The following is a 24,835-nucleotide window of genomic DNA, read 5'->3' as shown; positions in this document are numbered from 1 at the left end:
GCATTTTTACTCATGTACAATCCGCTGTCGAACTGGGTGTGGCGAAAAAATGACTACGCTTAAAAAGAAATGGCTAGTGCCTATCAGTTTGCTCTTGGTGTTTATAGCATTGCTCGTTTATTGCTTGAACGCAATGCTGGACTATCCTGCAAGTACAACTACAGCTAGTCCCTCGGGTCGCTACACAATTGAGAATGTACGTGTCGGCAGGATCTTCATGCTTGGTGGTATGGCGTATTTAAGAGTTATCGATTCAAAAGAGCCGGGAAAGGTATATCGAACCCCGCTGTATGATACTCAGTCATTGGACATGCGTACATTTGAAGATGATGCTGAGGTTGGAATTACTTGGATCGCCTTCGAAAAGAAAGATAAGGCTTTTGTAATTTCCATGCCGCAATGGGAAGAAAGCTGGCTGAATATTTTCATCAGTAATACACCCTACGAGATTCTGGAAAACTGATAGAAGTATGAACAGCTACGTCCGTCTCGCCCTATGTTTATCAACCCACGCCCTCGGATGCGTGGCTTATGCATTTTTGAATTACGCGGTTGTGCATGCTTACAAGCTTTTCAACGGCGGATTTACCTCCCATGGCGTCGCCATCGGCATTGCGACTTACGCACTGTTTTACATTTTTCTGAGCGTCAATCTGATCGTTGCGCTGACTCCAAATCTGGTTGCCAAGCTGGTCATCCTTTTTCTGATGGTGGGCTTCATCCTGCTCTGGATGCTACCCGACAACCCGTTAAGAGCCCTGTTCTACGGCGTGGCCCAAGGCTGCGTCACGTTGCTGGCGATCCTCGCCACTCAAGTCATCGAGTTGCGCTGGGCTTTGCGAAACATCACAGGTCGCATTCAGCCAAGTCGGCCTGCAGGTGCAATCCAATGACCAAGTCGGGCGTTGAACGTAATTCACAGGTCGGTATTTCCATGAGCTCCATTACCAGGCAGGTACCCCGTGTCCTTTAACCACTACTACCAAAGCGAACTCACCGCACTGCGCCAGCTCGGTCGCCGTTTCGCCGAGCGTAGTCCGGCGCTGGCGCCGTATCTGGGCCAAGCCGGGCGGGATCCGGATGTGGAGCGGTTGCTCGAAGGCTTTGCGTTCCTGACCGGGCGCCTACGGCAGAAGCTCGATGACGAGTTGCCGGAGCTCAGCCATTCGTTGATGCAGCTGCTGTGGCCGAACTACATGCGCCCGCTGCCGGCGTTCAGCATTTTGCAGTTCGACCCGCTCAAGCGTTCCGGGCCGGCGCTGCTGGTCGAGCGCGATACGCCGATCGAGAGCAAGCCGATCGAAGACGTGCGCTGCCGTTTCCGCACTTGTTACCCGACCGAAGTGCTGCCGCTGGATCTGGCGGCGCTGAACTATTCGGTGAAGGGCGATGGCTCGCTGCTCAGTCTGCGCCTGGAGATGAGTGCCGACGGCCATCTCGGCGAGCTGGAGCTGAGCAAACTGCGCCTGCACTTTGCCGGCGAACGCTACATCAGCCAGATGCTGTACCTGAGCCTGCTGCGCAATCTTGATGGCATCGAACTGATCCCGCTTGACGGAGCCGGCAAGCCGATCGATGGCGTCAGCGGCAAGCCGATGGCGTTCAAGATTCCCGGCGACCGCGTGAAACCCGTGGGCTTTGCCGAAGAAGAAGCGTTGATCCCGTATCCGCTGAACACCTTCCGTGGCTATCGCTACCTGCAGGAATACTTCGCCTTCCAGGACAAATTCCTTTTCGTCGACGTCAACGGTCTGGACATCCTCAAGGCGCTGCCGGAAGACACGCTCAAGCAGATGCGCGGCCTCGAACTGCGTTTCGATATTCGCAAGAGCGGCATCATGCGCATGCGTCCGACGCTGGATAACGTCAAGCTGTTCTGCACGCCGATTGCCAACCTGTTTGCCCACGACGCACTGCCAATCCGTCTCGACGGCAAACAGGACGAATACCTGCTGCTGCCGGCGGAATACGATCTGGAAAACTGCGGTGTGTTCTCGGTGGAAACCGTGACCGGCTGGAAGCCCGGCGGCCTCGGTTATCAGGAATACGTGCCGTTCGAATCGTTCGAGCACGACCCGAGTTTCGACGTCCCCAACAGCCGCCCGCATTACAGCATCCGCCAGCGTTCGTCCCTGCTGCACGACGGCCTCGACACCTACCTGAGCTTCGGCATCCGCCACACCGAAGCCCACGAAACCCTGTCGATCGAGCTGATGTGCACCAACCAGAACCTGCCGAAAAAGCTCAAGCTCGGCGACATCTGCATGGCTTGCGAAGAGACGCCGGAGTTCCTGAGCTTCCGCAACATCACCCCGGCCACCCCGAGTTTCGCGCCGCCGCTGAATCGTGACTTCCTGTGGAAGCTGATCAGCAACATGTCGCTTAACTATCTGTCGCTGGCCGACGTCAATGCGTTGAAGGTGATTCTGGAAACCTACGACTTGCCGCGCTACTACGACCAGCACGCGGAGAAGGTCAGCAAACGCCTGCTCGGCGGCCTCAAGCACATCAAACATCACCACGTCGACCGCTTGCATCGCGGCCTGCCGGTGCGCGGCTTGCGCACCGAACTGACCATCGACCCGGAAGGCTATATCGGCGAAGGCGACCTGTTCGTCTTCGCTTCGGTTCTCAACGAGTTTTTCGCGCTTTACGCCAGTCTCAATTCATTCCATGAGCTGCGGGTAAAAAGCACACAGGGAGAGGTGTACCAATGGACACCACGTATGGGCCTGCAGCCCCTGCTCTAAGCGGGCTGACCAAGGTAATACGCGAGTACTCGCTGTTTCAGGCCGTGCTGCTGGTGATCGACCGGCTGCGCGAGGCCCACCCGCACCTGAGCGAAGACGATCTGTACGATCAGGTCGAGTTTCAGGCCAACCCGAGCCTGGGCTTTCCGCGCAGCGACGTCGATCGCGTCGAGTTTTTCGAAGAGCACGGCAAGATGCGCGCGCGCATGCGCTTCAACCTGATCGGCCTGGTCGGCTCCGGTTCGCCGCTGCCGGCGTTCTACGGCGAGCAGGCGCTGGGCGACAGCGAAGACGGCAACCCGACACGCAATTTCCTCGACCTGTTCCACCATCGCCTGCAACGGCTGATGCTGCCGATCTGGCGCAAGTACCGCTACCGCGCAAGCTTCCAGAGCGGCGCGGTCGATCCGTTCTCGGCGCAGCTGTTCGCGCTGATCGGTCTGGGCGGCGACGAGATCCGCAAGGCCAAGGAACTCAATTGGAAACGCCTGCTGCCTTACCTCGGCCTGCTCAGCCTGCGGGCGCACTCGGCGGCGCTGATCGAAGCCGTGCTGCGTTACTACTTCAAGCACGAAGACCTGGTCATCGAGCAGTGCATCGAGCGCCGCGTGGAAATTCTCGACGAGCAGCGCAATCGTCTGGGCCGCGCCAACAGCCTGCTCGGCGAAGACCTGGTGCTCGGCGAACACGTGCGCGACCGCAGCGGCAAATTCCGCATCCATATCACCGAACTCGACTGGCAGCGCTTCCACGAATTCCTGCCGATCGGTTTCGGTTACCAGCCGCTCTGCGCGCTGGTGCGGTTCACCCTGCGTGACCCGCTCGATTACGACATTCGCCTGGTCCTGCGCCAGGAAGAAATCCGCGAACTGCGCATCGGTGAGCAGAACGCCTGTCGCCTTGGCTGGACCAGTTGGCTGGGCCGCGAGAAAGCGGACGGCGTGGTGACCCTGGGCAGCAAAATTCATTAAGGACGTGAGCCATGATCAACGTAGACCTGCAACAACTCATCCAGGCGCTGGACGCCGAAACCCGTCGTGATCTGGAGCGTTCGGCCGAGCGTTGTGTGGCTCGGGGCGGTAGCAAGATTCTCGTCGAAGACCTGCTGCTGGGCCTGCTGGAACGTCCGAACGGCTTGCTGTCGCGCGCCTTGCAGGATGCCGACGTCGATGCTGGTGAGCTGAGCGCCGCGCTGCAATCGCGGGTTGAGCACAGCGCTTCGCGCAACCCGGTGTTCGCCCCGGAACTGGTGCAGTGGCTGCAAGACGCACTGCTGGTGGCCAACCTTGAACTGGGCCAGACCCAGGTCGAAGATGCCGCGCTGATTCTGGCTTTGCTGCGCAACCCGATGCGCTACGCCGGCAGCCGTTATCAGCCGCTGCTCGCCAAGCTGAACATCGATCGCCTGAAGGAATTCGCCCTGTCGCAACAGGAGCAACCGGCGGCCAATGGCAAACCGGCCGCACAAGGCGAATCGTTGTTGCAGCGATTTACCCACAACCTGACCCAGCAGGCCCGCGACGGCAAACTCGACCCGGTGCTGTGCCGTGACGGCGCGATCCGCCAGATGGTCGACATCCTCGCCCGCCGCCGTAAGAACAACCCGATCGTCGTCGGTGAGGCCGGTGTCGGTAAGACCGCCATCGTCGAAGGTCTGGCCTCGCGCATCGCCGCCGGTGAAGTGCCGCAGGTGCTCAAAGGCGTTGAATTGCTCTCGCTGGACATGGGCCTGTTGCAGGCCGGCGCCAGTGTCAAAGGCGAGTTCGAGCGTCGACTGAAAGGCGTGATCGACGAAGTCAAAGCTTCGCCTAAGCCGATCATTCTGTTCATCGACGAAGCCCACACGCTCATCGGCGCGGGCGGCAATGCCGGCGGCTCCGACGCGGCCAACCTGCTGAAACCGGCACTGGCCCGCGGCGAATTGCGCACCATCGCCGCGACCACCTGGGCCGAATACAAGAAATACTTCGAGAAGGACCCGGCGCTGGCCCGTCGTTTCCAGCCCGTGCAGCTGCACGAACCGACTGTCAGTGAAGCGGTGACCATCCTGCGTGGTCTGGCTCAGGTCTACGAGAAGAGCCACGGCATCTACCTGCGCGATGACGCGGTAGTCTCCGCAGCCGAATTGTCCGCGCGTTATCTGGCCGGGCGACAACTGCCGGACAAAGCCGTCGACGTTCTCGACACCGCATGCGCCCGCGTGCGCATCAGCCTCGCCGCCGCCCCGGAAAGTCTCGAGCGCCTGCGTGGCGAACTGGCGGAAGGCGGCCGCCAGCGTCAGGCCCTGCGCCGCGATGCCGAGGCCGGTCTGCTGATCGACCACGAAGCGCTGGAGGCACTGGAAGCGCGTCTGGACGAAGCCGAAAGCGAGATGGTCGCGCTGGAAACCCTGTGGACCGAGCAGAAAGCATTGGCCGAGCGCCTGCTGGAATTGCGTCAGCAACTGGCCAAGGCCCGCGAAGCTGCGGCTGTCGAGCCGACTGTCAGCGTTGAGGAAGACGCCGAAGGCACGGTGATCGAAACTCACGCCGCCGAAGTCGAAGAAGGGCAAAGCGTCGAAGCACTGGAAGCGCAGCTGCACGAAACCCACACGGCGTTGACTGCTGCGCAGGTCAAAGAGCGTCTGGTCAGCTTCGAAGTGTGCCCGCGACTGGTTGCCGAAGTGATCAGCGCCTGGACCGGCGTGCCGCTGGCGCAACTGGCCCGCGAACACAACGCCAAGGTCGCCAGTTTCGCCACCGATTTGCGCACGCGCATTCGTGGTCAGGAACAAGCCGTGCACGCGCTGGATCGCTCGATGCGCGCCACTGCTGCCGGTCTGAACAAGCCTGACGCACCGGTCGGCGTGTTCCTGCTGGTCGGCCCGAGCGGCGTCGGCAAGACCGAAACCGCGCTGGCCCTGGCTGACCTGCTGTATGGCGGCGACCGTTTCATCACCACCATCAACATGTCCGAATTCCAGGAGAAGCACACCGTCTCCCGCCTGATCGGCGCGCCGCCGGGCTACGTCGGTTACGGCGAGGGCGGCATGCTCACCGAAGCCGTGCGCCAGAAGCCGTACTCGGTGGTGCTGCTCGACGAAGTCGAAAAGGCCGACCCGGACGTGCTCAACCTGTTCTATCAGATCTTCGACAAAGGCGTGGCCAACGACGGCGAAGGTCGCGAGATCGACTTCCGCAATACGTTGATCCTGATGACCTCGAACCTCGGTAGCGACAAGATCAGCGACCTCTGCGAGAACGGCGCGCGGCCAACCGCCGAAGTGCTCGAAGAAACCATTCGCCCGGTGCTCAGCAAACACTTCAAACCGGCGCTGCTGGCGCGGATGAAAGTGGTGCCGTACTACCCGGTCGGCGGCCCTGTCTTGCGCGAGCTGATCGAGATCAAACTCGGTCGTCTGGGCGAGCGCCTGAATCGTCGTCAGCTGGATTTCACCTGGTGCCAGAACCTCGTCGATCACCTGTCCGAGCGCTGCACGCAAAGCGAAAGCGGCGCGCGCCTGATCGACCATTTGCTCGACCAGCACGTATTGCCGCTGGTGGCTGATCGTCTGCTCGATGCGATGGCCACGGGTGAAAGCCTCAAGCGCGTGCACGCCACGCTCGACGGCGACGCCAGCGTGACGTGCGAGTTCGCCTGAGGTGGGTGTGATGTTCACTCGAGTGCCGCAGCCACTGGTCTACGCCGAAGCGTTGCTGGCGCAGTTCGCCAGTCTTTCGCGGGCGGCGGACGGTGCTGCGCTGCTGGGTGACTTCGTGCGCGGGCTGGCCGAGCTGAGCGGTTGCGAACTGACGCAGCTGTACCTGCTCGACGCCACTCACACTTGCCTGGGGATGAACGCCGAATGCCTCGATGGCGCGCTGCAACCGCGCCAGGCAGCGAGCCTGCCTGCCGATTACAACGGTGAACAGCTGCTGCAATTCGCCCTGTGCCAGAACCGCGTGGTGTGCCTCGACGATTTGAGCGGCAGCTTGCACGAGACCAGTTTTCTACCGGCGACCTCAAGCGCCTGGCAATCGTTGCTGTGCGTGCCGCTGGTCAACAGCCACAAAGCGGTCGAAGGCTTGTTGCTCTGCGCCAGCCGTCGTCGCACCGACTTGCAGGGCTTTGCCGATTCCCTCGGACAGCTCGGTTCGTTCGTGCTCGGCCAGTTGCATTTGCTGCAACGTCTGCGTCAGCCATCGGCGGAATCGGCCACCGCAGTGCGCAGCGTGCCGAGCATCAGCGGCTACGGCCTGATCGGCAAAAGCGCAGCGATGCGCCAGACCCATTCGCTGATCAGCAAAGTCCTGCACAGCCCGTACACCGTGTTGTTGCGCGGCGAAACCGGCACCGGCAAGGAAGTGGTTGCGCGGGCGATCCACGATTGTGGCCCGCGCCGGTCCCAGGCGTTCATCGTGCAGAACTGCGCGGCGGTGCCGGAAAACCTGCTTGAAAGCGAGTTGTTCGGCTATCGCAAGGGCGCTTTCACCGGCGCCGATCGCGACCGCGCCGGTCTGTTCGATGCAGCCAATGGCGGCACGCTGCTGCTCGACGAGATCGGCGACATGCCGCTGTCGTTGCAGGCAAAGATTCTGCGCGTGTTGCAGGAAGGCGAGATTCGTCCGCTGGGTTCCAACGACACGCACAAGATCGACGTGCGCATCATCGCTGCGACGCACCGCGATCTGGCGGCGCTGGTCGGCGAAGGCAAGTTTCGCGAGGACCTGTATTACCGCCTCGCGCAATTTCCGATCGAGTTGCCGGCGCTGCGGCAGCGCGAGGGCGACATCCTCGAACTGGCGCAACACTTCGCGGAAAAAACCTGTGCCTATCTGCAGCGCGATCCGGTGCGCTGGTCGAGCGCGGCGCTGGAGCACCTGTCGGGTTACACCTTCCCCGGCAATGTGCGCGAACTCAAGGCGCTGGTCGAACGTGCCGTGCTGCTGTGCGAAGGCGGCGAACTGCTCGCCGAGCATTTTGCCCTGCGCATGGAGCCGATCCTCGAGGACAACAGCCACCTGAACCTGCGCGAACGCCTGGAGCAGGTCGAGCGCACCTTGCTACTCGATTGCCTGCGCAAGAACGACGGCAACCAGACTCTCGCCGCCCGCGAACTGGGGCTGCCACGGCGCACGCTGCTGTATCGGCTCGGCCGTCTGAACATCAATCTGGGGGATTTCGATGGCTAGGCAAAAACGCATCGATCCGCCCCGAAAAATCTATTTCAGCGCCGCCCGCAAGGGTCGGCGCTTTGTGCTTTGTCTACACCTGGAGACCCTCTGATGTCTGTTCGTCACTGGCACGCTGTCCTGCTGACCCTCGTCGTTCTATGCGGCCTTGGCGGCTGTAGCGGCAATTACAAATTCAACGACAACGACTATCGCCCGTTGGGTGATCCGCAAGCGGTCAATCGCGGCAAGTGACCGCAAGGAGCATCAAACATGGAATTGGTTTTCGAAATGCTGAACACCAAGCAGTTCGTGCCCACCGAATTGTGCCAGCGGACCTTCAAACAGGCCGGCGGCGTGATCGGGCGGGGCGAGGACTGCGACTGGATCATCCCTGACCGCAAGCGTCACCTGTCCAATCATCACGCGATTGTCAGCTACCGCGATGGCACGTTCTTCCTCACCGACACCAGCAGCAACGGTGTCCAGGACGGCAGTAGCCACGCGCGCCTGCACAAGGGCGAGCCGGTGCGCATCGAGCACGGCAGCACCTACATCCTCGGCGACTTCGAGATTCGCGCGCGGCTGGTGCGCGACCCGGCGACCTTCGACGGTGAAGTCGGGCGCCCACGCGCCGCTGGCAGCATCATTCCGGACGACGCGTTCCTCGATCTCGACCCGCTCAATGCGCTTGAGCAGCAGGAGCGCGTGTACTCGGAAATCGACGAGCTGCTGGCGCCCACGGCCAAACCGGAAGATTCGCGTCAGCGTGCCGACTACGCGCGCATCGACATGGAAAGCCTGCTGGTGCCGGAGCTGATCGCCGCCCCGGTCGAACCCGAGCCCGCTCCGGCCCCGAAAGCCGTCGAGCGTCAGAGCGACGGCTTCTGGGAGCATTTCGGCGCGGCGCTGGGGGTCGACGTCAAAGGCCTCAGCCACGACGAACGCGAGGCCATGGCGATCAATGCGGCGCGCCTGTTGCGCCAGAGCGTCGGCGGTTTGCAGCAGAGCCTGCGCACCCGCTCGGAGCTGAAAAACGAATTGCGTCTGGCCCAGACCACCGTGCAAGGCACCAACAAGAACCCGCTGAAATTCGCCGTTGACCCGAGCGAAGCGCTGGAGATTCTGTTGCAGCCGAGCAAGCCCGGGCATCTGCCGGCCGAACAGGCGATCTCCCGCGCGTTCCGTGATCTGCAGGCGCATCAAGTGGCCTTGCTCACCGCCAGCCGCGCCGCCGTGCGCGGCACGCTGGAGCACTTCTCGCCGGAGCAACTGACCCTGCGTTTCGAGCGCGACAACAAGCCACTGATCGCCACGTCGGGCGGACGCTGGAGAGCGTTCGGCCGTTATCACCAGGCGCTGCGTCAGGACGATGACTGGAGCGAGCGCCTGCTGGCCCGCGACTTCGCTCAGGCCTACGAAGAACAGATCCGCCTGATTTCCACCCTCCACACCGACCACCAAGGATGATGCGCATGTCTCGCCGCTCGACCGCTTTTTTCCAGACGCTGACTGCGCTCACCCTGCTGGTGCTGCTCGCCGGTTGCTCGTCGCTGTCGCCGTACTCGAAAGTGACCAAGATCAACCTGAAACTGACCGGCAGCGATCAGCTCAACCCGGACCTCAACGGGCGGCCGTCGCCGATCGTGGTGCGCCTGTTCGAACTCAAGCATCCGGTGACTTTCGAGAACGCTGATTTCTTCAGCCTCTACGAGCGCGCCAAGGAAGCCCTCAACCCGGATCTGGTGGCCAGTGAAGAACTTGAGCTGCGCCCGGGTGAAACCGTGGAGCTGAAGCTCAAGGTGGAAGAGGGCAGCCTTTATGTTGGCGTTCTCGCCGCTTACCGCGACTTGCCGGACACCCAATGGCGCCACACGGTTCAGATCACGCCGCTGGAAGTCACCGAAGTCGATCTGACGCTGGACCAGACCGGCATCCGTAACACCCATCAAGTGCTCGCCAAGGCGGATGACTGAACATGAATACCCATAAAGTCATTTGGCAGGAAGGCATGCTGCTGCGTCCGCAGCACTTCCAGCACAACGATCGCTATTACGATCACCAGATGAAAACCCGCACGCAATTGCTCGGTGGCTACACCTGGGGTTTTCTCAATCTGGAAATCGATTTGCAGTTCCTTAACATGGGCAAACTGGTGATCAGTGAAGCCTCGGGGATCCTGCCGGACGGCAGCCTGTTCGAGCTCGGTGGTAACACCGAACCGCTGGCACTGGACGTGCCGCCGAACACCGGCAACACGCCGATCTATCTGGCGCTGCCGCTGGTTACCGGCAACCACATCGAGGCCCGTCGCCCGGAGCAATCCGACGTGCTCGCGCGCTACACCGCGTACGACGCCGAAGTCGCTGACTCCAACGCCGGCGACGATTCGGCCAGCCAGGTCAGTTGCGGTCGCCCGGACTTCAAACTGTTGCTCGGCGAGCAGCAGAGCGATCAGGCCTACGTGAAGCTGAAGATCTGCGACGTGCTCGACACCACGCCCGACGGCGTGATCAGCCTCGACCCGGATTTCGTGCCAACCTACATTCAGGCCCACGCGTCGAGCTACCTGCTGTCGTGCCTGAAAGAAGTCATCAGCATGCTCAGCCACCGTGGCGACACCATTGCCGAGCGGATTCGCTCCAACGGCAAGGTCGGCGGCGCCGAGGTTGGCGACTTCATGATGTTGCAACTGATCAACCGCACCGAACTGCTGCTGCGCCATTATCTGGGGCTGGAGCAGGTGCATCCGGAAGAGTTGTACCGCACGCTGCTGACCATGCTCGGCGATCTGGCGACCTTCTCCGGCGAGAGCAAACGTCCACGTCTGGACAGCCGTTATTCCCACGCCGATCAGGGCGCCAGCTTCCGCAAACTGATGGAAGCGATTCGTCAGGTGCTGTCGATGGTGCTCGAGCAGCACGCCATCGAACTGATCCTGCAAGCGCGTCAGTACGGCATCATCGTTTCGCCGTTGCACGACCACAAACTGCTCGGCTCGGCGTCGTTCGTGCTGGCGGCCAGTGCCGACTGCGACTCCGAAGAACTGCGCCAGCGCCTGCCGGCGCACCTCAAGGTCGGCCCGGTGGAGCGCATTCGCCAACTGGTCAACCTGCACCTGCCGGGGATCAAGGTCAAACCGTTGCCGGTGGCCCCGCGGCAGATCGCGTTCCACTCCAACAAAACCTATTTCATTCTCGAACTCAGTTCCGAAGACCTGGCACAACTGGAGCGCTCCGGCGGTTTCGCGTTCCACGTGTCCGGCGAATTCGCCAATCTTGAACTGAAATTCTGGGCCATCAGGAACTGACCGACATGATCAAGGAAACGGATTACAGCCAGGACGACAAAACCGTCCTGCTCGATCGCCAGGGCCACGGACCGGCGTCGAGTCCATTGACCGACTTCGCCGCGCCGCCGCGTTTCGAGCAACTGGAAGAACGCATGATCTACGCCGCGCGCCTGCGTCCGGCCGAAGCGTTCAACATCAGCCTCAATTCGCTGGTCGCGGCCTCGTCGGAACTGCTCTCGGAAGTGGTGCGCCTCAAGCACAGCGAGACCCGCGAAGACCTGTACGCGCTCAATGAGCGCCTGACCGCCGGGCTCAAACTGTTTGAAGTACGCGCTCTGCACAACGGCGCTGAAAGCAGCCAGGTGATGGCCGCGCGTTATGTGCTCTGCACTGTGGTAGACGAAGCCGTCGTGACCACGCCGTGGGGCAACGAAAGCGAGTGGTCGCAGATGAGTTTGCTCAGCAGCTTCCACAACGAAACCTTCGGCGGCGAGAAATTTTTCCAGCTGCTCGATCGGCTGTCGAAGAACCCGGTCAAGCACCTGCCAATGCTCGAACTGATGTACCTGTGCCTGTCCCTCGGTTTCGAGGGCAAGTACCGCGTGCAGGCGCGCGGCATGCTCGAACTCGAGGGCATCCGTGACGCCTTGTACCGGCAGATCCGTCAGTTGCGTGGCGACGTGCCGCGCGAGCTGTCGCCGCATTGGGAAGGCCTCAACGACCAGCGCCGCAATCTGGTGCGCATCGTGCCGGCGTGGATGGTGGTGCTGTTCACGCTGGTCTGCCTTGTGGTGATGTATTCGGGCTTCGCCTGGGTCTTGGGCGAGCAGCGCGACACCGTTCTGCAACCTTATCAGCCGCTTGATCCGGCCGCGGTGCAACCGCAGTCGCAGCCGTAAACAGGGACGTGTGATGAAAAAGTTTTTCAAGAAAGTCGGCGCCTTCCTGCGCCAGGCCTGGGTCTGGACCCTGCTGCTGGTGCTGTTTTTGGCGCTGCTGGTGTGGTTCGCCGGTCCATTGTTGGCGGTTGACGATTACAAGTTCTGGGAAAGTCCGACCTCGCGTCTGCTGACCATCGCCGTGCTGTTCCTGATCTGGGGCCTGACTATGGTCTTCGTCAGCTGGCGCGCCGGGATTCGCAAGAAAGCCGAGGAAGCCAGCGAAGACGGCCAGGACCGCATTCGCCGCGAAGAGCTGATCGACGAAGAGCAGAAAGAGTTGAAGGCACGTTTCAAGGACGCGCTGAAAACCCTGAAGACCTCGAGCCTGTATCGCGGCCGCAGCGAGCGCTGGCGCAGCGACTTGCCGTGGTACCTGCTGATCGGTCCGCAGGCTTCCGGCAAGACCAGCCTGCTGGACTTTTCCGGCCTGGAATTCCCGATCAACAAGATCGACCGCAAGCTGACCCGCGACACCCTCGGCACCCGTCACTGCGACTGGTATTTCGCCGATCACGGCGTGCTGATCGACACTGCCGGGCGCTACATGACCCAGCCCGACGCCGAAGTCGACGGCAACGCCTGGAGCACCTTGCTGGAGCTGCTGCGCAAGCGTCGTCGCGGGCGTCCGTTGAACGGCGTGCTGGTGACCATTCCGGTGGAAACCCTGCTCGGCGGCAGTGAGCAGGACATCGATACGCTGGCGCGTCAGGTGCGTGGGCGTTTGCAAGATGTGCATCAGAAACTGCACGTCGATGTGCCTGTGTATCTGGTGCTGAGCAAGGCCGACAAGCTGCTTGGTTTCGACGAGTTCTTTGACCAACTGACCCGCGAAGAAAGCGATCAGGTGCTCGGTACCAGTTTCCGCAAGGATCAGGTCGGCACCGACGTCGCTGTGCTGCGCAACGAGTTCGAAGAACTGCTGCGTCGTCTCAACAGCCAGGTGATCATGCGCATGCACTCCGAGCGCGATACCCAGCGCCGTGGCCGCATCCTCGATTTCCCGCATCAACTCGGGCAGATCGGCGAGCGCCTGTGCCTGTTCGTCGACATGGCGTTCACCGGCAACCGCTATCAGCGGGCCACGCAACTGCGCGGTTTCTACCTGACCAGCGCGCCGCACCTGACCCAGGAAATGGATTCGACCACCGCCGGTATCGGCGCCAGCCTCGGCATGAACGCCGGTGTGCTGCCGACCCTGCGCAGCGGCCGTTCGCGGTTCATTCATCACCTGTTCAGCCAGGTGATTTTCCCCGAAGCCGATCTGGCCGGTCTCGACAAGCGCGAGCGCAGCCGCATTCATTGGGGCCAACGGGCTCTGTACGTTGGCGCACTGGCGGCACTGGCGCTGTTCGGCATGCTCTGGGCTGGCGGTTTCTCGGCCAACTACGAGCGCCTGGAAAACCTGCGCACGCTGGCGCAGAACTGGACCCAGCAACGTGCGGCGCTGTCGCCACGCGATGACGCCATGGGCGTGCTGAAAACGCTCGACACCAGTTACGCGGCGACGCAAGCGTTCCCGAAAAAAGGCGACGTGTCGTATCACGAACGCGGTGGGCTGTATCAGGGCGAAGACGTCAATCCGGTGGTCAAGCAAGCCTACGAGCATGAGCTTGAAGCGCAACTGCTGCCACGGGTGGCGACCATGCTCGAAGGGCAGATTCGCGCCAACATGAAGGACCGCGATCGCCTGCTCAACAGCCTGCGCGCGTACCTGATGCTGAACATGAAGGACCGTCGCGATGCCGTCTGGCTCAAGGACTGGATCGCCACCGACTGGTCGCAGCGCTACACCGGCAACACGGCGGTGCAGAACGGTCTGAATGCGCACCTCGATCGTTTGCTCAAGCAACCGTTCATCTATCCGCTCAACGATCAGTTGGTGACGCAGGCGCGTCAGGTCCTGCGCAGCGAATCGCTGGCGACCGTGGTGTACCGCATGCTCCGCGAGCAGGCGCGCAACCTGCCGGACTACCGTTTCAGCCAGCACCTCGGCCCGCAAGGCTCGTTGTTCATCGGCACGGAATACGTGATTCCGGGCTTCTACACCCAGAGCGGTTATCAGCAGTACTTCTCGGTGCAGGGCTCGGCGCTGGTCACCGACATCCTGCGCGACAACTGGGTGCTGGGCGAAGGCGCGGGCATCAGCGACATGGACTTGCGTCGCCTGATGGTCGAGCTTGAGCAACTGTACTTCCGCGACTACGCCAACTACTGGAGCGAAGCGGTTGGCCAGGTTGCACTGCCGCCGATCAGCGACGCCGGCGAAGGCGCCGAGCAACTGGCGGGCCTGACCTCGGCCAACTCGCCGGTGCTGGCGCTGCTCACCGAAGTGCGTGAGAACACCCGCTTCGAAGCGACGGCTGATGCGGTCGAGGAAGCCGGTGATGCGGCCGATGCGCTTGCTGACCAGAAAGGCAAGCTGGGCAAGGTCGGCAAACTGGCGTCTGCCGTGGCGGACAAGGCCTCGGCGTTGAAGGTCGCGAAGAACCTGCCAGACACCGCGAAGAAATCGCTGCAACGCCGCTTCGAACCGTTGCACCGTTTGCTCGATGACAACAACGGCCCGGCGGCGGACCTGACCCCAGCGCTGAGCGCGCTCAACGACCTGCAGCTGCAACTGGCCGGCCTGGCCCGTTCGAGCACGCCGGAACAAGCCGCGTTCGAACTGGCGAAAACCCGCATGAGCGGCCAGCGCGATGCGCTGACCAACCTGCGCAATGCGTCCGGGCGTCTGCCGCGTCCGCTGAGCGTGTGGTTCAACGTGCTGGCCGAAGACTCGTGGCGCCTGGTGCTCAACGATGCCTATCAATACCTGAACGGTCGTTATCAGAACGAGCTGTACAGCGTGTATGGCAAAACCATCAGCAAGCGTTATCCGTTCAGCGCCACCAGCACCAGCGACGTGGCGATCAGCGACTTCCGCGAGTTCTTCAAGGCGCAAGGCATCGTCGACCGCTTCTTCGACAACTACATGCGTCCGTTCGTCAGCGGCGATCCGGGCAACTACCGCATGCGCAGCGTCGACGGTCACAGCCTGCCGGTGTCCAAGGTCTACCTCGATCAGATGGCTGCAGCCCTGACGATTCGCCAGAGTTTCTTCTCGATCAACCCGGCCGAACCGACCGTGCAGTTCAAGCTGGAGCCGTACACCCTCGACCCGGCCGTGAGCCGTTCCGAGTTCAAGTTCGGCGACAAGACCATGGAATACCGCCACGGCCCGATCCTGCCGATGTCGTTCAAATGGCCGACCGATGCTGAAGACGGTCGCACCAGTCTGGTCATGGACAAAATGGCCGGGCGCCCGATCGGCATCGAGAAGAACTCCGGCCCATGGTCGCTGTTCCGCCTGTTCGATCTGATGCAGACCGAGTACATGACCGGTCGCGATGTGCTGGTGCTCAAAGCCGACGTGGGTGGCCTGCGTGCCAACTACCTGCTGACCAGCCAGCGCACGCCGAACCCGTTCGACATGGGCGTGCTGCGCACCTTCCGTATGCCGGTGCAGCTCTGATGCTGGTGGCCAGTGCCTGGCGCAGCGCGGCGCGTACCGACCCGGGCAAGGTGCGGGCGCGCAACGAAGATGCCTTCCTCGACCTGCCACAGCATGGGCTGTGGGTGGTCGCGGACGGCATGGGCGGTCATCAGGGTGGCGACATTGCCAGCCAGTTGATCGTCGCCAGTCTGGCTGAACTGCCGCAACACGAGGACTTCGACGAACGCCTCAAAGCCATCCGCCAGTGCCTGCACTGGCTGAACCGGCGTTTGGGACAAGAGTTGACGGTCACCGCCGGGCGTCACGACAGCATCATGGGCAGCACCGTCGTCGCGCTGCTGGTGGAAGGCAATCGCGCGGCCTGCATCTGGGCCGGCGACAGCCGTTGCTATATGTGGCGTGGGCAGCGTTTGTATCAGCTGTCCAAGGACCATTCGCTGCAACAGCAATTGATCGACGAACAGCAAATGAGCGTCGAACAGGCGGCAGCGCATCCGGCGGCTCAGGCGTTGACCCGAGCCGTCGGCGCCGCCGAAACACTGACCCTGGATGTGCTGGAACTCGAGGTCTATCCGGGCGATGCGTTTTTGCTCTGCAGTGATGGTTTGTACCAGGGGCTGAGCAGCGATGCCCTCGGCAACGCCCTCAGCCTCAGCGCGCCGCATGTGGCGCTGGAACGTTTGTTCGACGGCGCCCTGCGGGGCGCCGCGCGTGACAACCTGACTGCCGTGGTGGTCCGCCAATGAGTGAACTTGAATCGCCCATCGATGACCTGCTGATCAGCGAAGAGCAGGCCAACAACCTGACCTATTTCGCTTTTGCCAAAGGTCATCAGGCAGAACCGTTGCTGGCGCCGACCAAGGCCAGCATCGGCGCACTGCCGGATGTACTCGCTGGTCGCTACCACCTCGAGCGTCTGCTCGGGGCCGGTGGCATGGGCGCCGTTTACCGGGCGCGGGATCTGCTGCACGAACAGTTCGGCGATCCCGACCCTTACATTGCGCTGAAAATCCTCAGCGAAGAATTTGCCGAATCGCCGGACGCCAGTGCCTTGCTCTACAGCGAATTTGCCCTGACCCGGCGCCTGCGCCACGACAACGTCGTACGTGCGCACACCTTTGAAGTCGACACCGACTGCCAGCGGGCCTTCATCACCATGGAATACATGCGTGGCCTGACTCTGGACAAATTGCTCTGCGAGCGGCCCCTCGGCCTGCCGTGGAAAGAACTGCGCGACATCGTCCTGCCGCTGCTCGACACGCTGGCCTACGCCCACCGTCGCGGCGTGCTGCACGGTGATCTGAAGCCAAGCAACGTCATGCTCAGCGAAGACGGCCTGCGCCTGTTCGACTTCGGCCTCGGTCAGGCAGAGCAGGGCACCTTGTCCGGCCTGCCGCACCTGAGCCGCGAACGCTTCAACGCCTGGACCCCGGGCTACGCCGCCCCCGAACTGCTTGAGGGCCAACCTTTGTCGGCCAGCGCGGACGTGTACGGCGTGGCCTGCGTGATCTATGAACTGGCGAGCGGCAAACACCCGTTCCGCCGCTTGCCCTCGACCCAGGCTCGCGACGAGCATCTGGAGCGCGAGCTGCACGCACCGAAAAATCTACCCCAACAAGGCTGGCAAGCGCTGCGAACCGCGCTGAGCTTCAACCCGGCAGAACGCACCATCACTGCCCAACAATTGCGTGACGCCTTGGGCGCCACTTCGTCCTGGCTGCAACGTCTGCGACTTCGGGCGTAACGGATGACATTCGAACAGGGAGCACACGATGTTCAACTCAGCTAACGAAACCCACTTCAGCCTCAAGGTCGAAGACTACGTCGGCGACCTGCAAGTGCTGTCGTTCACCGGCACCGAAGGCATCAGCCAGGCGTATCGCTTCGACCTCGAACTGGTCAGCGAAAACCCGGATCTGGATTTGGAACAGCTGCTGCACAAGCAGGCGTTTCTTGCATTCGATCCACAGGGCTCGGGCATCCACGGGCAGATCTACCGCGTCGCCCAGGGTGATGCCGGCAAGCGCCTGACCCGCTACAAAGTGTCGATCGTGCCGCAACTGCAATACCTGCATCACCGCACCAACCAGCGCATCTACCAGCAAATGTCGGCGCCGAAAATCATCGCGCTGATCCTTGATGAGCACGGCATCAAGAGCAACGCCTACAGCTTCCAGCTCAGCCAGCCGTGCCCGGACCGCGACTACTGCGTGCAGTACGACGAAACCGACCTGCATTTCGTCCAGCGCCTGTGCGAAGAAGAGGGCATTCACTACCACTTCCAGCACAGTGAAAAAGCTCACCTGCTGGTGTTCGGCGACGACCAGACCGTATTCCCCGACCTCGGCCAGCCGACCGCCTACGTCCAGGGCAGCGGCATGGTCGCCGACGAACCGGTGATCAAAGCCTTCAAACTGCGCCTGGAAACCCGCACCACGCGCACCACGCGCCGCGACTACGACTTCGAAAAACCGCGCCTGCAAATGGAAGCCGCGTTCAAGCCCGAAAGCGGGTCGGACAGTGACAGCAGCGAACCGGATCTCGAAGACTACGACTACCCCGGCCGCTTCATCGACCGCGCGCGCGGCAAATTCCTCAGCCAGCGCGCCCTCGAACGCCATCGCGCCGATTACCGCCAGGCCGAAGGTCGCGGCGACCAGACCAAACTGGTCAGCGGCCACTTCATGGCCCTGTCCGACCACCCGCGCAGCGAGTGGAACGACCTGTGGCTGCTCACCGAAATCTTCCACGAAGGCAAACAGCCGCAAGTCCTCGAAGAAGGCGTGACCAGCGACACCACCGACAACAAAGACGACTTCCACCAGGGCTACCGCAACACCTTCCTCGCCACCCCGTGGGACGTGTTCTACCGCCCGGCCCTCGAACACCCGAAACCGCGCGTGCTCGGCAGCCAGACCGCCATGGTCACCGGCCCCAAAGGCGAAGAAATCCACTGCGACCAATACGGCCGCATCAAAGTGCAATTTCACTGGGACCGCGAAGGCCTCGCCGACGACAAAACCAGCTGCTGGCTACGCGTCTCCAGCGCCTGGGCGGGCGACCGCTACGGTGCAATCAGCATCCCGCGCATCGGCATGGAAGTCCTCGTCACCTTCCTCGAAGGCGACCCCGACCAACCCCTCGTCACCGGCTGCCTGTACCACAAGGAAAACCCGGTGCCGTATGCACTGCCGGCGAACAAAACTCGCAGCGTGTTCAAAACCCTCAGCTCACCGGGTGGCGGCGGGTACAACGAACTGCGCATCGAAGACAAGAAAGGTGCGGAGCAGATCTACATTCATGCCCAGCGCGATTGGGATGAAAACGTTGAGCACGACCAGAAGATTCGGGTCGGGAATGAACGTCACGACACGGTGGTGAAGAACACTTACACCGAGTTGAAGGCTGAGGAACACCGCACCACGATTGCCGACCGCAAGGTTGAGGCGAAGCTGGATGATCATTTGACGGTTGGGCAGAACCAACATGTGAAGTTGGGGACTGCGCAGCTCACCAGTGTGGGCAAAGAGATCCACCTCAAGGCTGGGGACAAGATCGTTATCGAGGCGGGGACGGAGCTGACCATCCAGGGGGGTGGGAGCTTTATCAAGCTCGATGGCGGTGGGGTGACGGTGGTTGGGCCGGTGATCAAGATCAATGCCGGTGGTTCGGCTGGCTCCGGCACAGGCATCGGCATCAAACCGCCGATATTGCCGGGCGCTGCCGACAAGGACATCGCGGGCGCGGTGCCACCGCAGGCACTGGGCAACGCACCGAAACCGCCACCGCCGGTGTGCAAGGAATGTCTGGCCCGGGCCAAACGTAACGCTCAAGCCTTGGCCGCACGATAAAGGATGACTTCATGAAACCAAGCAATGCGCGCTGGATCGACGAGTTGTGGGTCAATGCTCAACAACTCAAGCAGCAGCACCTCGACGTGCTGGTCGATGCCACCAGCCTCGACTACCCGTTATTGCAACAGCTTGCCGAACAGCCCGACGCGGCAAAGCTGGCCAAGCTGTTCGAAAAAACGCCCGAAGTCGCCATCGCCGACTTCGGCCCGCTGCTGCTGCGCGTCGACATCGCCCAACGCGACTGGCTGAAAACCTTCATCAACGCCGTCGACTGCAACAAACATGTCGTCGTTGTATTCAGCCCATGGCAATTCGAAGCGCTCGCCGATCACCTGCGCGGCTTCCTTCAAGCCCAATGGAACCAGGGCCGTTCCGAAGGCGTGCTGCGCTACTACGACCCGCGCATGCTGCTGCCAGTCGCCGAAACCCTGACCCCGGCACAAAGCAACGCCTTCCACGCCGCTGTTATCTCGTGGCACTGGCTCGACCGCGACCAACAACCGCAAAGCCTGCCCGGCAACTATGTCCGCCACGCCCAAGTACCCGCCGCCGGCCCGGTAATGTTCGATCACCCGCAAGTGGCCAACTTGCTCGCGTGGACAGAAGCAGATGCCTACCGCGTCGATCGTTGCGCAGTGCCACAGAACTATGGCTTGAGTCGTAACGAGAGTTTGATTCGGCACTTGTATCGCAGCCAGTTAGCGGCGAATCAGAAGGGCTTGAAAGAGCCGGAGGAACGCGAGCCGTTTATTGAACAGTGGTTGGTGGAGAACTCGTCGTTTGTGATCGATGAGCCGCCGAAGGCGTTGATTTGATGAATACGATTGCGCGGGGGGCGGTGCGGGGGGCGATGTCTTCCGGGCTGGTCTGTGTGTGGGTATTGGTGGGGGCGGCGGCGATTAGTGGGTGTCGTGGTGGGCCGGAGATGGTGAGTGCGCCGGTTACTGGCTATAACCACACGTCTGCAGAAATTATGCGATTCAGTATCAATGGCGCTGGCGGCCCCAGGATTCCACCAAATAGTGGCGGGGGCGCTGAAGTTTGCTGCGGTTTACTGCCTGTCCAGTGGAACCCCATGCTGAGTGCGGAAATCGAGTGGGATAAAGATCCAGAACCTTACGGCAACGTGGAGCGTGATCTGTTCGGTCAAATAACAAAGGAGTCCAGGATTCGTCATGCTCTTGGTTACTCGCATCATACTGCGAAAGTTAGAATTCCTAAGTACGCTGAAGAGGTGTGCGCATTGCAAGTGCATTTCCTACCGTGCGATCGAGTGAGGGTTTCTACTACTTGTTTTCTTCCAGAGCATCCGAGTTATCCCGATAAAGCCTATTTCGAAGTCAAGGAGACGGATAAATGTCCCGTTCCTTGAAAGTCATAGAGAACAGTCTTGGAGTTTTGCGAAGTATTAGATTCTTACTGTGCGTGAGCTTGGTAAGTTTATACGGCTGCCATACAGCGCCGGAGATGGTGTCAACGCCTGTAACAGGTTTCAACCATACTTCAGCTGCTATCAATCGATTCAGTGTGAACGGAGCCGGGGGGCACCCTGTGTCAGCCTTTCAAGGTGGTGCAACTCAAGTTTGCTGCGGCCTGCTTCCTGCTCAATGGAATCCAGACCTTCGAGCCACCATCGAGTGGGAGAAAGATCCTAATCCGCGAGACATGATAAAACGCGATAAATATGGGCAGTTTGATAAGGAAGACTATAAGCGGCATGCTGCCCGTTACTCTCGTCATGAGGCGACTGTTGAAATACCAAAATACGGTAGCGATTTCTGTGCGATACAGGTTCATTTTTTGCCTTGTGATCAAGTCAAAGTGTCCACTACTTGCTATACAAGATCGCATCAGAACTATCCTGATCTTGGCTATTTTGAAGTCAGAGAAACCGCGAGCTGTGAGCCCCTTTGAAAATATTGATTGCTCGCTTTTTAGACAAGGTGAGCATGAAGTAGCCGAAAAATATGGAGATTCTGAATAAGATGGTTAACAAAATTCGCTTTTGCTTTGGTTTGTCGCAGGATGCTTTTTTTCAGATGTTGAGTTTTAGACTAAGACAGATTTGTTTGGAATCAAGATGCAAAGCTGTAATGTTAAGTTTCGGTGTGTTCAGTGTTGGCGCCTGCAATGCGGGCCCTGAGATGGTGTCAGCACCGATTACCGGTTATAACCATACGTCTGCCTCGATCATAAGATTTAGTGTTAATGGTGCGGGGGGACCTCATATTCTGCCAAATCAAGGAGGTGGCGAAGTATGTTGTGGGGTGCTTCCTGTTCAATGGAAGCCCGGTATTAGAGCGATTATCGAGTGGGATAAGGATCCAAATCCCTATAAAAAGCTAAAGCGTGATAAATATGGGCAGATCATAAAGGAAGAGGGTGTTCGGCATGCCGCCAATTATTCCCACCACTCTGCTACGGTCGAAGTTCCTAGGTATGCAGAAAAAGTTTGCGCATTGCAGGTGCATTTTCTCCCTTGCGATGATGTAAAAATTTCTACTACTTGCTTCACACCGGGAAATCCGAATTATCCAGATAAAGCATACTTCCAAATTAAGGAGCCGGCTTCATGTTCGAATCATTGATAGGAGGGGATGCTCCTTCTCCAGAAAGTGCACTGGTTGCACCGAGGTTCCCTCTAACTCGGCGGCTTCCAAATGAGCCAGGACAGTTGTCGAAAAATATTCAACAGCAGAAAAAGGATGAGCGGAATTTTGGAGAAAAGCACCGGAACCTTTTACAGGTAAAAGGGCAAGCAGATAGTGGAACACCTTGCTGCAAAACAATACACATAACACTTGCATTTGATGGAACTAACAATAACGACCAGGCAGACGGTTCAACTACGCCTAACTCGCGCAGTAATATTGCGCGACTTTTTCATGCCAGTTTAGGATCCACGCCGGCCATGGAGGAAGAGGGATTCCAAAAATATTACTGCCCCGGTGTGGGAACGGTCTTTCCTGATGTGGACGAATATATTCCAGATCAAAAAGGTCTCGTGGGCGCTAGTGGCGGTGAGAACCGTATTAATTGGGCGCTGACAAGGCTGCTCGATGCGCTGCAACGAAATCTTGGCGAGGAAAGGTTAGATATTAATGCGACGAAAGCGTTGCTAAAGACCATGGCTACTAATTGGTTTGGGAATGTTCTGAGTGCAGGCCTATTAGAGGATGGCGAAAAGAAACGCGAAGCCACGTTGCGACCTGAAATTATAAAGCTAGAGAATAAAATCAAAGAGAAATTTGAATCAGAGGAGAAACCGCATTTATTGGCGTTGAGACTATATGTGTATGGTTTTTCGCGCGGGGCGGCTGAAGCAAGGACGTTCGTCAATTGGTTGCAAGCACTGGTTCGTTGCCAAGGTGAGAATGGCGAAGTCGAGTATCGTTTTGCAGGGTTGCCAATTTCCGTTAACTTTCTAGGCGTCTTTGATACCGTTGCGGCTGTTGGTCTCGCCGACAGTGCTCCCTTTGCTGCAGGGCACATGGACTGGGCTGACGGTACCATGCGACTACCGGATGAGGCAGCTTCCGTTTGCCAGAGCACGGCATTGCCCGATGACTGCTCTTTTCTAAAAAGATGCGTTCATCTGGTTTCTGGTCATGAGCAACGGGCAAGTTTTCCACTGGATTCAATAAGACGGCGCCCAAAATCGCCCGATGGGAGCCGTGATAAGAGTAAGGCATCCGGTTATAGACCAGGAACGGTTGAATACATTTACCCAGGTGTTCACTCTGATGTAGGTGGAGGATATGCTCCAAATGATCAGGGTAAAGCTACAGCCGGTTCAGACCATGTGTTATCACAGATAGCTTTACAACACATGTATGCCGAAGCTTTTATGGCTGGCGCGCCACTGTTGGTTCCCGAGACTGCTGTCCAGGAAGGGGTTCACGACAAGTGGCGAGCTATGGATGCTGAAATCGAGCTCGACTTTTTGATTTCGGAAACACTCATTAATCGATTCAACGCCTGGCAGGCACAAGGCCAAAGCGGACCCTTAGAAGAAATGATGAAGCGTGAACACGCTCTGATCACGGGGTGGAGAGTCGACAGATATGCAGGAGGCTTAGAAAAACAGTCATTCCTGAAGAATGCCGCTCCGGATATGCCGCAAGCAAAAATAGATGCTTGGAAGGAGCTGGAAAAGCGTCGCAACGCCGAAACTACCGCTGCTTCAGAAGGTAAGCCTGCGCCGACGTATACCGATGAACAGGAAAAAGAGCATCAGCTGAATATTCAAATTGTCGGCAAGGATAAATATGAAAATGCGCGTTGGGAAAAAGCCTTCGAACCACCGCTAGATCATCGACAGTTGCTAGGTGCCGCAGCGGAGTTCCGTCATGATTATCGAAGAGAATGGGGCTTGGTCGGGGATGGTCATACTGACGTCGCCGTAATCGATATGTTGCTTGGCGGCACGGTGTACCTGATTAACGAAGAGGATGAAGCAGAGGAGTATGCATACCTCTATAAAGAGGGTACGGCTCGCTATGAAAAAATGTTCAGCGCACCGAACAAGCCTAGAGCGGGTCAGGAAGATCTTGTAGCGCTCTTTGACGATCAGGTTCACGACTCTCGTGCTTGGTTTATGAACACATCCGGAATCGTACCCCGCGAGCCCTTTACAGACTACTTCCGCATCCGGCTGGTGCATTTTGATAACGAGTCGAACAAACAACTGTCTTTGCTGGCTACAGCGGGCAGGGTGATTGGGCTCGGTATTGCTGTCGCGAGTGTGGGTTTGAGTATCAAGAAAAAAGACCCTCGCATGCTGTTGGGGCTGTTCCTGCCGTCGCTCGCGCTTCCAGTGCTGAGCGGCAAAGCGGGTGTAGCTATGTCGGAGCTGCCAGAAATCAGCGCATTCGATCCGCTTACAGGGATTGCACTGCCAATGCTCAATAGCGTCGACTCGATACGCGCGTTTACCAAAGAACCAGGCGATATGGTCGCCAAAGTCGCCGCCTTGCCTCCGCTTAAACCGTTGAGCGAAGCCACTGCCAACACCCCGGCACTACAGAAAATCCTGGTTGCCCATCAAGCGGTGGAAGCAGCCGAAGCTGCGCGCAAGAAGGACTTCGGTTCATTGGCCGGTATGGTGGCGGAAGCCGCTAATGATGAAGACAAGCCCGGTGGCTGGATGGACTTGGTGGCCGAACAGGCCGGCAATCTGAAGGTGTCCGAGAAGAAGGTGTAACCGAAAACGATAAGGGCGGCTCTTCATGAGTTGCCCTTTAAGTTGAGAAAAAGCCATCGATGACATTGTCATTTTTTTGATGAAAGACATTGGCTTTTTTGGCATCTCGTTTTTGGTCGCCTGTTGTACTCCGTTGATATGCTCGCTACATC

At 59.5% G+C, this 24,835-nt stretch carries 20 protein-coding genes; all 20 read left to right on the top strand.

Annotated features, from left to right (window positions below; genetic code table 11):
• Positions 1 to 49: 49 nt before the first annotated feature.
• Entirely contained in the window at positions 50 to 463 is a 414-nt protein-coding gene (locus ACGSLL_RS07725) for a hypothetical protein (RefSeq protein ID WP_394504603.1), read from the top strand.
• Positions 464 to 470: 7 nt separating this feature from the next.
• Positions 471 to 893: a hypothetical protein gene (locus ACGSLL_RS07720; protein ID WP_394504601.1), complete on the top strand. Its 423-nt coding sequence runs from the start codon at positions 471 to 473 to the stop codon at positions 891 to 893.
• A gap of 69 nt (positions 894 to 962) precedes the next feature.
• Entirely contained in the window at positions 963 to 2,750 is a 1,788-nt protein-coding gene (tssF, locus tag ACGSLL_RS07715) for a type VI secretion system baseplate subunit TssF (protein WP_093096845.1), read from the top strand.
• On the top strand, positions 2,714 to 3,721 hold the full coding sequence (tssG, locus tag ACGSLL_RS07710) for a type VI secretion system baseplate subunit TssG (RefSeq protein WP_090287595.1): 1,008 nt from the start codon (positions 2,714 to 2,716) through the stop codon (positions 3,719 to 3,721). Before tssF ends, tssG begins: the two co-directional genes overlap by 37 nt.
• A gap of 11 nt (positions 3,722 to 3,732) precedes the next feature.
• On the top strand, positions 3,733 to 6,390 hold the full coding sequence (gene tssH, locus ACGSLL_RS07705) for a type VI secretion system ATPase TssH (protein ID WP_394504597.1): 2,658 nt from the start codon (positions 3,733 to 3,735) through the stop codon (positions 6,388 to 6,390).
• A gap of 10 nt (positions 6,391 to 6,400) precedes the next feature.
• On the top strand, positions 6,401 to 7,921 hold the full coding sequence (locus ACGSLL_RS07700) for a sigma-54 interaction domain-containing protein (protein WP_394504595.1): 1,521 nt from the start codon (positions 6,401 to 6,403) through the stop codon (positions 7,919 to 7,921).
• A gap of 93 nt (positions 7,922 to 8,014) precedes the next feature.
• Positions 8,015 to 8,155, top strand: coding sequence for a hypothetical protein (locus ACGSLL_RS07695; RefSeq protein ID WP_003229566.1), 141 nt, complete (start codon positions 8,015 to 8,017; stop codon positions 8,153 to 8,155).
• Positions 8,156 to 8,173: 18 nt separating this feature from the next.
• The gene (tagH, locus tag ACGSLL_RS07690; protein WP_394504592.1) at positions 8,174 to 9,370 is read left to right on the top strand and encodes a type VI secretion system-associated FHA domain protein TagH; all 1,197 of its coding nucleotides are present in this window, start codon (positions 8,174 to 8,176) and stop codon (positions 9,368 to 9,370) included.
• 5 nt (positions 9,371 to 9,375) lie between these two features.
• On the top strand, positions 9,376 to 9,876 hold the full coding sequence (tssJ, locus tag ACGSLL_RS07685) for a type VI secretion system lipoprotein TssJ (protein WP_394504590.1): 501 nt from the start codon (positions 9,376 to 9,378) through the stop codon (positions 9,874 to 9,876).
• Positions 9,877 to 9,878: 2 nt separating this feature from the next.
• A complete protein-coding gene (gene tssK / locus ACGSLL_RS07680) occupies positions 9,879 to 11,210 on the top strand; it encodes a type VI secretion system baseplate subunit TssK (protein WP_090287582.1) in 1,332 nt (443 codons plus the stop codon).
• Between the two features lie 5 nt (positions 11,211 to 11,215).
• Positions 11,216 to 12,091 (top strand): type IVB secretion system protein IcmH/DotU, encoded by an 876-nt coding sequence (gene icmH / locus ACGSLL_RS07675; RefSeq protein ID WP_090287580.1) that lies wholly within the window; start codon positions 11,216 to 11,218, stop codon positions 12,089 to 12,091.
• Between the two features lie 13 nt (positions 12,092 to 12,104).
• The gene (gene tssM, locus ACGSLL_RS07670; RefSeq protein ID WP_394504586.1) at positions 12,105 to 15,644 is read left to right on the top strand and encodes a type VI secretion system membrane subunit TssM; all 3,540 of its coding nucleotides are present in this window, start codon (positions 12,105 to 12,107) and stop codon (positions 15,642 to 15,644) included.
• Positions 15,644 to 16,372, top strand: a complete 729-nt coding sequence (locus ACGSLL_RS07665) for a PP2C family protein-serine/threonine phosphatase (protein WP_093096874.1) — start codon at positions 15,644 to 15,646, stop codon at positions 16,370 to 16,372. Before tssM ends, ACGSLL_RS07665 begins: the two co-directional genes overlap by 1 nt.
• Positions 16,369 to 17,370, top strand: a complete 1,002-nt coding sequence (locus ACGSLL_RS07660) for a serine/threonine-protein kinase (RefSeq protein ID WP_394504584.1) — start codon at positions 16,369 to 16,371, stop codon at positions 17,368 to 17,370. Before ACGSLL_RS07665 ends, ACGSLL_RS07660 begins: the two co-directional genes overlap by 4 nt.
• 28 nt (positions 17,371 to 17,398) lie before the next feature.
• Complete coding sequence (locus ACGSLL_RS07655) at positions 17,399 to 19,477, top strand: type VI secretion system Vgr family protein (protein WP_394504582.1); 2,079 nt, start codon at positions 17,399 to 17,401, stop codon at positions 19,475 to 19,477.
• Positions 19,478 to 19,488: 11 nt separating this feature from the next.
• On the top strand, positions 19,489 to 20,295 hold the full coding sequence (locus ACGSLL_RS07650) for a DUF4123 domain-containing protein (RefSeq protein ID WP_394504580.1): 807 nt from the start codon (positions 19,489 to 19,491) through the stop codon (positions 20,293 to 20,295).
• On the top strand, positions 20,295 to 20,852 hold the full coding sequence (locus tag ACGSLL_RS07645; RefSeq protein WP_394504578.1) for a DUF3304 domain-containing protein: 558 nt from the start codon (positions 20,295 to 20,297) through the stop codon (positions 20,850 to 20,852). The genes ACGSLL_RS07650 and ACGSLL_RS07645 overlap by 1 nt, the downstream gene beginning before the upstream one ends.
• Entirely contained in the window at positions 20,837 to 21,394 is a 558-nt protein-coding gene (locus ACGSLL_RS07640; protein ID WP_394504576.1) for a DUF3304 domain-containing protein, read from the top strand. Before ACGSLL_RS07645 ends, ACGSLL_RS07640 begins: the two co-directional genes overlap by 16 nt.
• A gap of 53 nt (positions 21,395 to 21,447) precedes the next feature.
• Positions 21,448 to 22,068 carry a DUF3304 domain-containing protein gene (locus ACGSLL_RS07635; RefSeq protein ID WP_394504574.1) on the top strand — a complete coding sequence of 207 codons (621 nt, stop codon included), beginning with the start codon at positions 21,448 to 21,450 and terminating at the stop codon, positions 22,066 to 22,068.
• Positions 22,053 to 24,683 carry a T6SS phospholipase effector Tle1-like catalytic domain-containing protein gene (locus ACGSLL_RS07630; RefSeq protein WP_394504572.1) on the top strand — a complete coding sequence of 877 codons (2,631 nt, stop codon included), beginning with the start codon at positions 22,053 to 22,055 and terminating at the stop codon, positions 24,681 to 24,683. The genes ACGSLL_RS07635 and ACGSLL_RS07630 overlap by 16 nt, the downstream gene beginning before the upstream one ends.
• The last annotated feature ends 152 nt before the right edge of the window (positions 24,684 to 24,835 follow it).

Origin of the sequence: Pseudomonas retamae (genome assembly GCF_043496865.1) — a bacterium.
Lineage (GTDB): Bacteria > Pseudomonadota > Gammaproteobacteria > Pseudomonadales > Pseudomonadaceae > Aquipseudomonas > Aquipseudomonas retamae.
This window is presented reverse-complemented; position numbering and strand designations above follow the sequence as displayed.